Genomic DNA, 13,585 nt, shown 5'->3' with positions numbered 1-13,585 from the left:
TGTCCTATTTAACCGTTGTTGAGTACAACATCATTGCTGCAACAACAGCAGCAATACAGATAATTACGTTTAAGCCGACGTGCAAGGCGGCTTTTAGCATTTCGCCCTGGCTGACAAGCGTTACAACCTCAACCGAGAACGTTGAGAAGGTTGTAAATGCGCCTAATACACCTACACCAAGGAATAAGCGGGTTGTCTCTGACACGGATTGTTGTTGCCCGTACGCCAGTAACAGCCCCAATAAAAAAGAGCCTAATATGTTAACGGTCAGCGTCGCAAAAGGGAATGCCCGCAGTCCAAATGATTGCATCCCAAGGCCAATAGCGTAACGTCCCGAGGCGCCAATGGCTCCGCCGGCAGCAACGCAGAAAAAATGCAGCAGTAGGTTATTCATCCGGCTCCCTTTTCCAGTCTGACTTAGCATCCATATCTTGTAGCCAGCGCAGCTTTTCCTGCAACTTAATTTCTAAGCCGCGCGGCTCGGGCTGATAAAATTGCGTTTCAGCCAGTTCTGACGGTAAATAACGTTCACCGGGCACATAAGCATTTGGGTAATTGTGCGCATATTGGTAATCAGCACCGTAGCCCTGCTCTTTATGCACTTTGGTGGGTGCATTGCGTAGGTGTTCCGGTACCGGCGCGTCGCTGTGCTCTTTTGCCGCCCTGAGTGCCCCTTTAAACGCATTGTACACCGAATTACTCTTAGCGGCACAAGCACAATAAATAACGGCCTGAGCTATGGCTCTTTCGCCCTCTGCCGGCCCTACTCTGTGATACGTATCCCAGGCGTTTAACGCTAACTGCAGGGCTCTTGGGTCAGCATTACCAATATCTTCAGAGGCAATAGCCAGTAACCTACGTGCTATGACCAGAGCGTCACCGCCGCCTGTTAATAAGCGCGCGTACCAATATAAGGCACCGTCTGGCGAAGAGCCTCGTACCGATTTATGAAATGCCGATAGAATATCGTAATAATGGTCACCCTGATGGTCGAATGCGGTTGCCTTTTCGCCAATAGCGGCGGTAATTAGCTCAGGTGTTATAGGCTGGCTGCTGCTTTCAACAAAGTCGGCCACTACTTCAAGGTAATTCAGCAACCGTCGAGCGTCGCCACCGGCTAAGTCCAGTAACTTTGCTCTGGCCTCTCCTTCAAGTTGAAGCTGTCTGTCCCCCAGCCCTCTTTCAGAATCTTTTAACGCGCGCTCCAAAGCAACTTCAAGATCGTTTTTTGACAGGGTTTGCAACCGATAAACCCGTGCACGTGATAACAACGCATTGTTTAATTCGAACCCTGGGTTCTCTGTCGTCGCGCCAACAAACACAATAGTACCGTCTTCAATATGCGGTAAAAATGCGTCCTGCTGGCTTTTATTAAAACGGTGCACCTCGTCGACAAACAAAATAGTTCGGCGTCCCTGCTGTTGGGCAACCTGCTTTGCTTCTTCAATGGCTTGTCTTATGTCTTTTACACCGGAGGTAACCGCACTGATACGACTGACAGTAGCATTGGCGGTAGTGGCGATGAGCTCAGCTAAGGTGGTTTTACCGGTACCCGGAGGCCCCCAGAGAATCATTGAATGCAAATGACCTTGTTCAACCGCCACTCGCAGCGGCTTTCCGGGGGCTAATAAATGCTGTTGCCCGACATACTCTTCAATAGTTTGCGGACGCATGCGCGCCGCAAGAGGTTTGAAATCAGGCTGAAAGTCTAAATCAAGGCTGGCCACAACAGTTAACTTTGGTCGTCAACATCAACGCCGTCAGGCACGTCAAAAACGAATTGCTCATCATCAATACTTTCGTTTAAAACAACGTCACTTAACATCAACTCGGTGCGTTCACCTTGTGCCTGAACCATCGTTATCTCTTTTAACTTTTCATCGGAGAAAAGAAGCTCAAGCTTCCGACCATTGGTTTCATGCTCAACGAAATAACGTCCTGCTTCTGAACTCACGCTATAGTTTTCCCATTGCTTGCCATTGCTGTCCAGCACCAACAATAACGGACTGTCATCCACCATGTCCTGCTGTGCATAGACAGTGACTTGCTCGACAAATGGGTTGTAGTACCAAACCTTAGTACCATTAGCGATCATTACACTCTCATCCGGCTCTTCAGTATGCCAGTAAAGGCTTGCCGGACGCTTTAGCTTTAATGTGCCACTAAGGTTTTGCAATACACTGCCCTGCTCGTCTCTCACCCTTTGCTGAAAGTCGGCAGATAGGCTTTGCGTTTGTTTCAGGAGTTTCTGTAACTCATGCTTATCTGACTCAGACTCTGAAGCAAATGCGCTAAAAGAAACGGCCATAATCATGGTAAATACAACTGCTTTCATGAATTTAATCCCTTGGAGCTCTTGGGGCCAACACTTCGCGCTGGCCATTGTTACCCGCACTGGTTACGACACCGGACATTTCCATTTGTTCGACAATGCGTGCAGCGCGATTATAACCAATACGGAATTTCCGCTGTACACTGGACACAGATACTCGTTGAGTTTCGGTCACGAAAGCAACAGCTTCGTCATAAAGCGGATCGGACTCTGCGTCATCCATTTCTTGTTGCTCACCCGGCAGTAAACCCTCTTCACCCTGGTCGCCGGACAGTATTTCTTCCAAATAATTTGGTCGACCGCGTTTCTTCCAGTCTTTAACCACGGCATGCACTTCGTGATCATCAACAAAGGCTCCGTGAACACGAACCGGAGAACCACTTCCCGGCGGTAAATAAAGCATGTCACCCTGACCTAAAAGCTGATCTGCCCCCGGTTGGTCGAGGATAGTACGAGAGTCCACTTTGGAGGACACCTGAAACGCAATACGGGTTGGGATGTTAGCTTTTATCAAACCAGTAATGACATCCACTGACGGGCGCTGTGTTGCCAAAATAAGATGGATACCAGCAGCTCGGGCCTTTTGAGCTATCCGAGCAATAAGCTCTTCTACTTTTTTGCCAACAATCATCATCATGTCGGCGAATTCATCAATGACAACAACTATGTTTGGCAACTTCTCTAACACCGGTGGCAACTCATCCATAGAGTCACCCGGTTTCCAGATAGGATCCCGCAGCGGTTCGCCGGCTTTTTCTGCCGCCTTAACTTTGGCGTTATAGCCTTTTAAGTTACGCACACCTAATGCTGACATTAACTTATAACGACGCTCCATTTCGCCGACACACCAGCGTAAAGAGTTTGCCGCATCTTTCATGTCAGTCACAACTTCTGTCAGCAAGTGTGGAATACCCTCGTAGACAGACAACTCGAGCATTTTCGGGTCAATCATAATGAGTCGGACATCTTCCGGTGTGCTCTTATAAAGCAAGCTCAGAATCATCACGTTGACACCAACGGACTTACCTGAACCTGTCGTACCTGCGACCAGAAGGTGCGGCATTTTAGCTAAGTCCACAACCACAGGCTTACCCGCAATGTCTTTACCTAAAATCATTGTCAGTGGCGAGTCGCTGTTCGTGAATTGGTCGCTGTTGATCACCTCGCTCAGCTGTACGATTTCGCGATGCTTATTCGGAAGCTCCAGCCCCACATAAGATTTACCGGGTATAACCTCAACTACCCGCACCGCAACAGCGGACAACGTACGAGCAATATCTTTTGCTAAATTCGATATTTTCGAAACCTTAACCCCCGGCGCTAGGTCCAGCTCAAACCGGGTTATAACAGGTCCCGGCTGAACGTGGGCTACACGAACATCAACGCCAAACTCTTTTAATACGGTTTCAACCGTACGTGAAACTTGATCAAGTTCTTCCTGGGTAATGGGGTTGTCTTTTTTGTTTGGGCGGTCCAGAAGCTCTATCGACGGTAAAGGAGGAAGTAATTCTCCTTCGTCTGCATCATCGCTTTCCGGCTCTTTTGTTTTTGGTGTTGCCGGTTCGCTACTGTTTGTTTTTTTCTTCGCTGCCTGTTTGCTGAACCGTGGTGCACCACTCTCATCATGCTCATCATCGACAGAGTTTATCGACGGCAGGCTCAATACCGGCTCTTGTTTATCCGCGCCAAATAAGTCGCTGGTTAAGCTCGAAGCGCTTTTTTCTTCCAGCGCTTGCTCTCGCTTTTCATTGTAGGTTTCGTCATTTTCACTATCTGATGCTTCTGTGCTACCTCGGCTATTCCATAGAACTTTTGCCTTTTCTATCAGCCATAAAACACCGTCAATAACCCACTCACCTAATTTGTCTGCAACCTGCAACCAGCTTATTCCGGTAACTAAGGTTACTCCGGTAAAAAAGAAAGTCAGTAGCAGTAAGGTGGTACCCACAAAATTCAAATACGGCAGTAATGAAGCGGCGATAACGTCGCCAATGACGCCACCGGCTGAAAAGTAATAAATATCATCGAAGTTAATGGAAGACAGCGCAGAAGCGCCAATCAGCGCGAGCATTGCGCCAATCATACGTAAACTGACTGCCAGGTAATCCATTTCCAGCAGTTGGTAGGTTTTTCGGAATAATAAGTAGCCTACACCGACAAAGCCAAAAGGAATAAGATAGGCCACAAAGCCAAAAGCAAATAGAAGGACATCGGCCACCCACGCGCCTACGGCTCCACCCGCATTATGTATGCTTCCTTCATAACCTGTTTGTGACCAACTGGGATCAGCCGGGTTAAAGCTCACCAATGACAAAAAAATGAAAATGGCTAGCGCACCACTTATTAGCAACCCTGCTTCTAAAACTCTTTGTACACCTGTCATTATCTTATTGCAGCGCCTTCGTTAATATTATTATTGGTATTCATTAGTATCCGCATGATTGTAGCGGATGTCAGCCCTAATGTTACCCCTTTACTAATACTTTATTTTCCTGTTTTACCTCTTCCATGACCACATAAGTTCGTGACTCATCAACCCCGGGCATCATTAACAAAGTTTCACCCAGTAATTTACGATATGCACGCATATCGGGAACTCGTGCCTTTATCAGAAAATCGAAATCACCCGCCACTAAATGGCACTCTAGAATTTCATCCGTTTTTCGTGCTGCCTCACTAAACTCCGCAAAAGCGTCTGCGGAAGTTCGCGTCAACGTTATTTCAACGAAAACCATCAGGTTAGCACCTAATTTAGCAGGATTAATTTTAGCATGGTAACTTTCTATAACCTGTTCGCGCTCCAGCTTGCGAACACGCTCCAGGCAGGCTGTCTGGCTAAGGCCTACACGCCTTGCCAGCTCCACGTTTGACATGCGTCCATCGTCTTGCAATAGACGAAGGATCTTCCTGTCAGTTTTATCAATAGTGACTTCTACGGGCTGCTCGGCATTAAACATCATAATTCTCTAAATAATTAACTTTAAATAGTGTATCACACCAAAAAACAACTTAAAAAAAGTAAGTAATACACTAGGGTTTACGTCTATAATTTGCGCCAAATAATTTCCCTTAAACACGAAAATTTTAAGAGGCAGACAATGCTAATTGGTGTACCAAAAGAAATTAAAAACCACGAATACCGCATCGGCTTAACACCTGCTGCTGTGCGCGAGTATGTGGAGAATGGCCACGACGTTATCGTTGAAAACAACGGTGGTGCTGCTATTGGCTTCACGAACGAACAATACATGGAAGCCGGCGCGACTATTATTGATACACCAGAAGAGATTTTCCAGCGTGCCGACATGATTGTAAAAGTAAAAGAACCTCAGCCAAACGAATGCAAAATGCTTCGTGAAGGCCAAATTCTTTATACTTTCCTGCATTTAGCCCCAGACCCAACTCAAACGGAGTTACTGGGTAAAGCAGGTTGTACTGCTATTGCTTACGAAACGGTCACAGATAACCGCAACGGTTTGCCTCTTTTAGCACCGATGAGTGAAGTTGCCGGTCGTATGTCAATTCAGGCAGGTGCACACTACTTAGAAAAAGCACACGGTGGCAGTGGTACCTTATTAGGTGGCGTTCCTGGCGTAGCGCCGGGCAAAGTACTGATCATCGGTGGTGGTGTTGTTGGAACTAACGCTGCAAAAATGGCTATTGGCCTGGGTGCTGAAGTCACTATTCTAGATCGCTCTCTGCCTCGCTTACGTGAACTGGATGATATTTTCGCTGGCCGTGTACAAACGGTTTACTCTACCGTTGATGCCATCGATAAATATTCTCAGGAAGCCGATTTAGTCGTTGGCGCGGTTCTTATTCCCGGCGCTGCAGCACCTAAACTGCTTACGCGTGAAAACATCAGTAAGATGAAACCCGGTTCAGTACTGGTTGACGTAGCTATTGACCAGGGCGGTTGTTTTGAAACATCAAAAGCGACAACGCACCAGGACCCTGTTTACATCATTGATGACGTTGTTCACTACTGCGTCGCTAATATGCCAGGTGGCGTTGCACGTACCTCTACTATCGCTCTTAACAATGCAACTTTGCCTTACGGCATTGCACTTGCGAACAAAGGCGTTAAAGCCATGTTGGAAAACGAGCACCTGTTACGCGGCCTGAATATGCACAAGGGTAAAATTACCTACAAAGCTATTCACGACGATCTGGGTCAGCAGCTAGGTCTGGACTACCAGGACCCACGCGAAGCTCTGCAGGGTTAATACTGACTCTAATAGAAACAAGCCCGTGAACAAAAGTTTGCGGGCTTTTTTGTTGCGGTTCTTGTCGGTCAAGCTTGTAAACCCTACAATCAATCCCCATAGCTAAATAATAAATAATCAAAAACGCATTAATGGAGTTTTTCTAATGGCTGAAGCCAAACACTGTAAGTTACTTATTCTGGGATCAGGACCTGCTGGCTATACAGCTGCAGTCTATGCTGCACGCGCTAATTTAAACCCTGTTATGGTGACAGGTATGCAACAAGGTGGGCAGTTAACCACCACTACCGATGTTGAGAACTGGCCCGGGGACGCAGAAGGTCTGACCGGTCCTGATCTTATGGTGCGTATGCAACAGCATGCGGAGCGGTTTGATACAGAAATTGTGTTTGATCATATCAGCAGCGTCGATTTTTCTAAGCGCCCTTTCCAGTTAAAAGGTGACGTTGGCGAGTATACCGCGGACTCAGTTATTATCAGCACAGGCGCTTCAGCTAAGTACTTAGGCTTAGACTCAGAAGAAGCCTTCATGGGTAAAGGCGTTTCAGCTTGCGCAACGTGTGACGGCTTTTTCTACAAAAAGCAAAAGGTCTGCGTTGTCGGCGGTGGTAATACAGCCGTTGAGGAAGCGCTATACCTGTCGAACATTGCCAGCGAAGTACACGTTATTCATCGCCGCGACACTTTCCGTGCGGAGAAAATCCTGGTTGATCGGCTGCATGAAAAAGAGCAAAACGGGAACGTTACCTTCCACCTCAACAAAACCTTAGATGAAGTTCTGGGTGATGATGCCGGCGTTACCGGTGTTCGTATTAAAGACACCAAAGACGGCAGTACAGAAGAGCTGGAAGTCGCTGGTTGCTTCATTGCTATTGGACACCAGCCAAATACCGGTATTTTTGACGGCGAACTGGAAATGCAGGACGGTTACATTCAGGTGCAGAGTGGTCTTCAGGGCAATGCAACGGCAACCAGTGTACCGGGTGTTTTCGCTGCAGGTGATGTCATGGATCATATCTACCGTCAGGCTATTACTTCTGCAGGCACAGGCTGTATGGCTGCATTGGATGCCGAGCGTTACCTTGACGCACTGACTAAGTCTTAGTCGTCTACAGTGATTGTCCAGCTCGATCCGGCATCGATCAGTTTCCCACCAACAGCGACAGCTTTGCACGAACCCAATGGGCTACTCGCTGTCGGTGGTGATTTATCGCCGGGTCGGCTAATACACGCTTATCAACAAGGTATATTTCCCTGGTTTTCTGATAACGACCCTATTCTTTGGTGGTCTCCCAACCCCAGAGCCGTCTTTTTTCCTGACAAAATTCACGTCAGCCGCTCTCTTGCCAAGGCAAACCGGAAACCAAACTGGCAAATCAGTATTAACCGTTGTTTCGTTGATGTTGTTCGTGCCTGTGCCGATCAGCGTTCAGAGAACGAAGGTACCTGGATAACCGAAGAAATGATTGAGGCTTATTGCAAACTTCATCAGTTAGGTCATGCACACTCGGTCGAGGTTTGGTTCGATAACGAACTCGCCGGCGGTTTATATGGTATTTCTGTTGGTCGTGCATTTTGTGGAGAAAGCATGTTTCATTATAAAAGTGATGCCTCTAAAATTGCATTAGTGCGCTTTGCCCAGCATTTTAATAACTGTGGCGGACAACTTATCGATTGCCAGGTCGGTAACCCTCATCTATTTTCATTGGGTGCGGTTAATCTGCATCGGGAACGCTTTTTAATGAAATTGAATATAGCTCAACAACAGTCCATGCCGGAAACTTTCTGGCAAACTCGCGAGCTTTCTAATTTCGGAGAGTTATAGTGCAGTTTGGAGTGACGAAAGAAAGTCAGTGTCACTACTTAACGGCAGAAGACGAACGTCTCGTTGTCGCCCTCCCCAATGAGCTTGAACCACTTAACGCCGATCTTTATCAGCAATTAATGCAACACGGCTTTCGAAGAAGTCACAACGACGTTTACCGCCCTCATTGTCGTTTATGCAGCGCCTGCCAGTCTCTCCGGGTAGTTGTGCCCGAGTTTCGCTTTAGTAAGAATCAAAAGCGACTGTTAAACAAAAACAGCGATTTAACTCTTAGCATTAAACAAGCACCGGAGGCTGACTATGATGAGCTATTCTCGCGCTTTATTAATGAACGTCACTCTGACGGCGAGATGTACCCGCCTGACCCTGATAAGTTTTGGAACTGGGTTTCCTGTGACTGGTTAACACCGGAATTATTAGAATGGCGTAATGACCAGGAAGAGCTCATTATTGTTTCGGTTGTCGACAGAACCGCGGACGCCATGTCAGCAGTTTATACCTTTTTTAATCCTGATCACGACAAACGCTCACCGGGAACATACGCCGTACTGGAAATGCTCCGCTTAGCGCAGCAAAGACAGGTATCGAGACTGTATCTTGGGTACCAAATTGATGACTGCAAGAAGATGAATTATAAGACTCGATTTGCGCCATATGAACGACTGGTTGGCAATCATTGGAAAAAAGAGCTAAAATCGCACACACTTTAGGCTTCAAACAAATATTAGAGGATTTTAATGGCGAAAGAAGACAGTATTGAGATGCAAGGAACGGTTCTTGAAACCCTTCCTAACACTATGTTCCGAGTAGAGTTGGAAAATGGTCATGTGGTTACTGCCCATATTTCAGGAAAAATGCGCAAGCACTATATCCGCATCCTGACAGGCGATACCGTGACTGTACAGTTAACTCCGTACGACCTGACTAAAGGCCGCATCGTCTTCCGCGCACGTTAATCCGCACTGAGGATTAAAAAAACCGGCCTGATTAACGGGCCGGTTTTTTCATTTCTGACTGACGTCTTTAATTAGCCTTCGACAGTTTCGTTCTTACTGTCGTAGTCAAAGGTTAATCCGTCTTTGTCGTTCGCGCTGACCTTCACGCTTCCGCCACGGGCAAGCTTACCGAACAGAATTTCATTGGCTAACGTCTTTTTAAGGTGTTCCTGGATAACCCGGCTCATTGGACGGGCACCCATTTCCTTGTCATAGCCCTTCTCTGCTATCCAGGCATGAGCTGAGGGATCAACCTCAAGCGAAACACCTTTCTTATCCAGCTGAGCCTGCAACTCGCAAATAAACTTATCAACGACTTGTTCAAGCACTTCCGGCGTCAGGTGGTTAAACCAAACAATACCGTCCAGGCGGTTACGAAATTCCGGCGTGAAAATATTGTTAATTTCAGCAAGCGCATCAAAACTGTGATCCTGCTGCTTAAAGCCAATGGATTTACGAACAGTTTCACGAACACCTGCGTTTGTTGTCATAACAATAATGACGTTGCGGAAATCAGCCTTACGGCCATTATTATCCGTTAAAGTACCGTTATCCATTACCTGCAGCAGTATGTTGAATACATCGCTGTGAGCCTTTTCAAGCTCATCCAGCAACAACACACAGTGTGGCTGCTTGATAACCGCATCGGTTAACAAACCACCCTGCTCATAGCCGACATAGCCCGGAGGTGCACCGATTAAGCGACTTACCGCATGGCGTTCCATGTATTCCGACATATCAAAGCGTACCAGCTCAATGCCCATAGCTTTAGCCAGTTGCTGAGTAACTTCCGTTTTACCAACACCCGTTGGCCCGGCAAAAATGAAAGAACCTATTGGCTGGTTTTCGTTAGCAAGGCCTGAGCGTGACAACCGAATAGCCGCTGTCAGCTTATCAATCGCTTCATCCTGACCAAAGACAACCATTTTCAGATTGCGATCAAGCTGTTTCAACAAGTCTTGATCGGACTGAGAGATCGACTGCTCTGGAATACGGGCTATTTTCGCAATAATGGTTTCAATATCCGATACACCGACCGTTTTACGACGTTTCGATGGCGGCAGTAAACGCTGTGAAGCACCGGCTTCATCCATGACATCGATGGCTTTATCCGGTAAATGCCGTTCATTAATGTATTTAGCAGAGAGTTCTGCCGCTGCTTTAATAGCTGGCTGCGTGTAGCGAATGCCATGATGGCTTTCGTATCTCTCTTTTAGACCCATTAATATTTTTGTGGTGTCTTCCACTGAAGGTTCAACCACATCTACTTTCTGGAAGCGGCGAACTAATGCTCTGTCTTTTTCAAAAACGTTCTTAAACTCATTATACGTCGTCGAGCCAATGCATTTTAACTGACCACTGGAAAGCAAAGGTTTTATCAGGTTAGACGCATCCAATACACCACCGCTGGCCGCACCGGCCCCAATAATGGTATGAATTTCATCGATAAATAAAATGGCATGCTCTTTTTCCTGAAGCTCTTTCAAAAGCATTTTAAAACGCTTCTCAAAGTCCCCCCGGTATTTTGTTCCCGCCAGCAGGTCACCCATATCCAGTGAATAGATGGTTGCATCGGAGAGAATTTCAGGCACTTCGCCCTTAATAATTCGGTAAGCCAGGCCTTCGGCTATGGCTGTTTTACCCACACCGGCTTCCCCCACTAAAAGCGGGTTGTTTTTGCGACGACGGCAGAGAATTTGAGCGCAACGCTCAAGCTCATAATCGCGGCCTATCAGCGGGTCTATTTTGCCTTCTTTAGCTTGCACATTAAGGTTCGAGCAGAAGCGCTGTAAATAACTCTGCTGCTCGTCATTACCTTTCATGGCCTCTTCTTCGACCATTTCTTCATCTACCGGCTCGTCATCAATACGAGATATTCCGTGCGAAATGAAGTTAACAATATCCAGCCGGGTAATGTCGTTCTTATTCAGTAAATAAACAGCCTGTGATTCCTGCTCACTAAAAATAGCGACAAGAACGTTCGCTCCGGTAACCTCAGCGTTGCCAGAAGACTGCACATGAAACACTGCACGTTGCAGCACTCGTTGGAAACCTAATGTTGGCTGCGTATCAGGACTTTCCTCATCAGGACCGAATAATGGTGTACTGCGGTCAATGTAGCTCAGTAGTTCTTCTTTCAATTGTTGAAAGTTTGCCCCACAGGCACGAAGCGCTTCAGATGCATCTGGGTTATCCAGCAATGCAACCAATAAGTGCTCAACTGTCATCAGTTCATGATTACGTTCGCGCGCTAGCCGAAACGCATCGTTTAGCGTTAATTCAAGGGCTTTATTCAACATAGACCACTCCTTCCCAGACAACTCGGCTCATTCTTGCTCCATAGTACACAATAACGGATGCTGATTTTCCCGAGCGTATTGGTTTACCTGTACGACTTTAGTTTCGGCGATTTCCGCAGAATATACACCGCAAACGGCCTTCCCTTTATAATGCACCTGTAACATGGTGTCCGTGGCGCGCTCCTGATCCATCTTAAAAAATCTCATCAACACTTCAATCACAAAATCCATGGGCGTGTAGTCATCGTTATTAATGATGACTTTGTACATGGATGGTGGCTTGAGCTCCTGCTTTTCCTCTGTATCGCTAAGGTGCTGGTGGTCAAACTGACTCATTTATTAACAACCTGCCATAATAATAGTTTTAAATTTACCCGAAATGATAAAAAAACAACCAAAATATTAACAACGTAGGTTATTTTTTAAACTTTAGGGCTTGACTAATCACTCACGTCACCTAGAGTTAAACATGGTGCTAAATCGGCGATTTTTCAAGCCACCGCACCTAATAATAATAAACTATCTGTTGCAGAAGAAGGATGTAGAAGTATGGCTACCGGAAAAGTCAAATGGTTCAATAATTCGAAAGGCTTCGGCTTTATCGAAAGCGAGGACCGCGAAGGTGATATTTTCGCTCACTATTCAACCATTGAGATGGAAGGCTATCGCACACTGAAAGCGGGACAACCCGTAGAGTTCGAACTCGAGGAAGGTCCCAAAGGTTTGCACGCCAACAACATTGTTCCCGGTCCTGCCGATAAATAATACCGGCTTAACCAAACAATTAAGTGCCTTTAAAACGCCGGCTTGTCCGGCGTTTTAATTCACTCAAAAACATCTTCTAACTATCTATACCAAAGTAACGCCGTAATTGATCACGTAAATTCGGTGGCGTCCCGTTTATTGTCAACGTATCAGTGGCTGCATCGTAATGCACTCTCTCACCTAAGGCTGTGTGATCAAAGCCGACACTAACACCGCCCCCCTGCCCCTGAAACTTCACCAGCTTACGCAATGTCGACTTATCCGCCGGAAAATCATCAACTAATTCACGTGAGTTCTGTTCTGCAAAATCTTTAGAGAAGCTTTCAAAGCTTTTTTCTGCAGGATAAGCTTCTGCAAACTGCTCCGAGAGATCTTTAATTTTTACCGTATCGCCTTGCTTCCATTGATCATCACAGTACTCATAAGCTGCTTTGTTTAACGCTTGCCGTTGCTCATTCTCCAGCTCAGACTGCTTGGCATACTCTTGTACAGAATCAACCAGTTGTTGTGTATGAGCTTTTGAATTTAAGCGCTCGGTACAGCCTAAAAAATCTAAAAAGAAATCGGAAACCTTACGCCCGGCACGACCTTTAATAAAAGAAATGTATCTTTCGCTTTCAGGAGCCGTTTTCCATTCGGTTAAATCAATTCTTGCCGCTAACTGTACTTTTGTAATATCAAGTTGGGACGAGCGGTCAACAGCTAAGTCAGGGCTAATTGTGACCCCTTCCTTTACTGGTAAGAAGCACACCAATAAATATTCAGTACTAATGTGCTGGTAACGAGTAACTAACAGGAAACCCGCTTCCAATAAATTATAGTTTTGCAGCTCTTCCAGAAGTAACTTGGCAGACTGTTGACTGAATTCAACAAAGTCCAGTTGTCCGTCATACCAGGAGGTTAGCTGCTCGGGGAAAGGCCCCGGCTCGCCCTCTTCGCCTTCTTTTATAAAGCTGGCATACCCTTTTGCGGGTTTGCTGGTATAGACATCCGTTAACTCAACTAATAAGTCATGTAACTGGTCATCTTCCGTTAACGCTGAGGGAGCCAGTCGCAAGCCGACCTGCCCGTCATTTTGGTAAAACTGGTGAATAATGCTTTCTTCTATCCGCAATTGCATAACGGGGACTATCCTTGCTGTT

Annotated in this window: 14 protein-coding genes; 6 read left to right on the top strand and 8 right to left on the bottom strand. The window is 46.4% G+C overall.

The genetic code is table 11. From position 1 onward, the window contains the following. Nucleotides 1–4: 4 nt before the first annotated feature. The 5 genes from crcB to lrp form a co-directional block, all read right to left on the bottom strand. Nucleotides 5–394: a fluoride efflux transporter CrcB gene (gene crcB, locus ACP7FG_RS01335; protein ID WP_224797386.1), complete on the bottom strand. Its 390-nt coding sequence runs from the start codon at nt 392–394 to the stop codon at nt 5–7. Continuing rightward, on the bottom strand, nt 387–1,673 hold the full coding sequence (locus ACP7FG_RS01330) for a replication-associated recombination protein A (RefSeq protein WP_439225449.1): 1,287 nt from the start codon (nt 1,671–1,673) through the stop codon (nt 387–389). The genes crcB and ACP7FG_RS01330 overlap by 8 nt, the downstream gene beginning before the upstream one ends. A gap of 59 nt (nt 1,674–1,732) precedes the next feature. Further along, nucleotides 1,733–2,335: an outer membrane lipoprotein chaperone LolA gene (lolA, locus tag ACP7FG_RS01325; protein ID WP_417442493.1), complete on the bottom strand. Its 603-nt coding sequence runs from the start codon at nt 2,333–2,335 to the stop codon at nt 1,733–1,735. A gap of 4 nt (nt 2,336–2,339) precedes the next feature. After that, nucleotides 2,340–4,715 carry a DNA translocase FtsK gene (locus ACP7FG_RS01320; RefSeq protein WP_222235384.1) on the bottom strand — a complete coding sequence of 792 codons (2,376 nt, stop codon included), beginning with the start codon at nt 4,713–4,715 and terminating at the stop codon, nt 2,340–2,342. 82 nt (nt 4,716–4,797) lie between these two features. Continuing rightward, nucleotides 4,798–5,289: a leucine-responsive transcriptional regulator Lrp gene (lrp, locus tag ACP7FG_RS01315; protein WP_054487866.1), complete on the bottom strand. Its 492-nt coding sequence runs from the start codon at nt 5,287–5,289 to the stop codon at nt 4,798–4,800. 141 nt (nt 5,290–5,430) lie between these two features. On the opposite strand from lrp, the gene ald reads away from it, so the two are divergent. From ald to infA, 5 genes are all read left to right on the top strand, one after another. Further along, a complete protein-coding gene (gene ald, locus ACP7FG_RS01310) occupies nt 5,431–6,558 on the top strand; it encodes an alanine dehydrogenase (RefSeq protein WP_054487867.1) in 1,128 nt (375 codons plus the stop codon). A gap of 145 nt (nt 6,559–6,703) precedes the next feature. Next, nucleotides 6,704–7,663, top strand: a complete 960-nt coding sequence (gene trxB, locus ACP7FG_RS01305; protein ID WP_224797382.1) for a thioredoxin-disulfide reductase — start codon at nt 6,704–6,706, stop codon at nt 7,661–7,663. A gap of 9 nt (nt 7,664–7,672) precedes the next feature. After that, on the top strand, nt 7,673–8,383 hold the full coding sequence (gene aat / locus ACP7FG_RS01300; protein ID WP_439225285.1) for a leucyl/phenylalanyl-tRNA--protein transferase: 711 nt from the start codon (nt 7,673–7,675) through the stop codon (nt 8,381–8,383). Next, nucleotides 8,383–9,093: an arginyltransferase gene (locus ACP7FG_RS01295; RefSeq protein ID WP_278358707.1), complete on the top strand. Its 711-nt coding sequence runs from the start codon at nt 8,383–8,385 to the stop codon at nt 9,091–9,093. Before aat ends, ACP7FG_RS01295 begins: the two co-directional genes overlap by 1 nt. Nucleotides 9,094–9,120: 27 nt before the next feature. Next, complete coding sequence (gene infA, locus ACP7FG_RS01290) at nt 9,121–9,339, top strand: translation initiation factor IF-1 (RefSeq protein WP_054487875.1); 219 nt, start codon at nt 9,121–9,123, stop codon at nt 9,337–9,339. Nucleotides 9,340–9,410: 71 nt separating this feature from the next. Here the strand turns inward: infA and clpA are convergent, their stop codons facing one another. Beyond that, nucleotides 9,411–11,678, bottom strand: a complete 2,268-nt coding sequence (gene clpA / locus ACP7FG_RS01285; RefSeq protein ID WP_439225284.1) for an ATP-dependent Clp protease ATP-binding subunit ClpA — start codon at nt 11,676–11,678, stop codon at nt 9,411–9,413. Between the two features lie 27 nt (nt 11,679–11,705). Next, nucleotides 11,706–12,014: an ATP-dependent Clp protease adapter ClpS gene (gene clpS / locus ACP7FG_RS01280; protein ID WP_011233927.1), complete on the bottom strand. Its 309-nt coding sequence runs from the start codon at nt 12,012–12,014 to the stop codon at nt 11,706–11,708. A 213-nt stretch (nt 12,015–12,227) separates the two neighbouring features. Here clpS and cspD point away from each other — a divergent pair, with 213 nt between their 5' ends. Further along, complete coding sequence (cspD, locus tag ACP7FG_RS01275) at nt 12,228–12,443, top strand: cold shock domain-containing protein CspD (RefSeq protein ID WP_054487879.1); 216 nt, start codon at nt 12,228–12,230, stop codon at nt 12,441–12,443. Between the two features lie 76 nt (nt 12,444–12,519). On the opposite strand, the gene yejK is transcribed toward cspD, so the two are convergent. Next, entirely contained in the window at nt 12,520–13,563 is a 1,044-nt protein-coding gene (yejK, locus tag ACP7FG_RS01270; RefSeq protein WP_439225283.1) for a nucleoid-associated protein YejK, read from the bottom strand. Between the last annotated feature and the right edge of the window lie 22 nt (nt 13,564–13,585).

It is taken from the genome of Idiomarina sp. ST10R2A5 (assembly GCF_051842325.1).
GTDB classification, from domain to species: domain Bacteria; phylum Pseudomonadota; class Gammaproteobacteria; order Enterobacterales; family Alteromonadaceae; genus Idiomarina; species Idiomarina abyssalis.
This window is presented reverse-complemented; position numbering and strand designations above follow the sequence as displayed.

Excerpts from the sequence above, each read along its gene's own strand:
- crcB (WP_224797386.1), bottom strand. The coding sequence starts at position 394 with ATGAATAACCTACTGCTGCATTTTTTCTGCGTTGCTGCCGGCGGAGCC.
- ACP7FG_RS01330 (WP_439225449.1), bottom strand. The coding sequence starts at position 1,673 with ATGCGTCCGCAAACTATTGAAGAGTATGTCGGGCAACAGCATTTATTA.
- lolA (WP_417442493.1), bottom strand. The coding sequence starts at position 2,335 with ATGAAAGCAGTTGTATTTACCATGATTATGGCCGTTTCTTTTAGCGCA.
- ACP7FG_RS01320 (WP_222235384.1), bottom strand. The coding sequence starts at position 4,715 with ATGACAGGTGTACAAAGAGTTTTAGAAGCAGGGTTGCTAATAAGTGGT.
- lrp (WP_054487866.1), bottom strand. The coding sequence starts at position 5,289 with ATGTTTAATGCCGAGCAGCCCGTAGAAGTCACTATTGATAAAACTGAC.
- ald (WP_054487867.1), top strand. The coding sequence starts at position 5,431 with ATGCTAATTGGTGTACCAAAAGAAATTAAAAACCACGAATACCGCATC.
- trxB (WP_224797382.1), top strand. The coding sequence starts at position 6,704 with ATGGCTGAAGCCAAACACTGTAAGTTACTTATTCTGGGATCAGGACCT.
- infA (WP_054487875.1), top strand. The coding sequence starts at position 9,121 with ATGGCGAAAGAAGACAGTATTGAGATGCAAGGAACGGTTCTTGAAACC.
- clpA (WP_439225284.1), bottom strand. The coding sequence starts at position 11,678 with ATGTTGAATAAAGCCCTTGAATTAACGCTAAACGATGCGTTTCGGCTA.
- clpS (WP_011233927.1), bottom strand. The coding sequence starts at position 12,014 with ATGAGTCAGTTTGACCACCAGCACCTTAGCGATACAGAGGAAAAGCAG.
- cspD (WP_054487879.1), top strand. The coding sequence starts at position 12,228 with ATGGCTACCGGAAAAGTCAAATGGTTCAATAATTCGAAAGGCTTCGGC.
- yejK (WP_439225283.1), bottom strand. The coding sequence starts at position 13,563 with ATGCAATTGCGGATAGAAGAAAGCATTATTCACCAGTTTTACCAAAAT.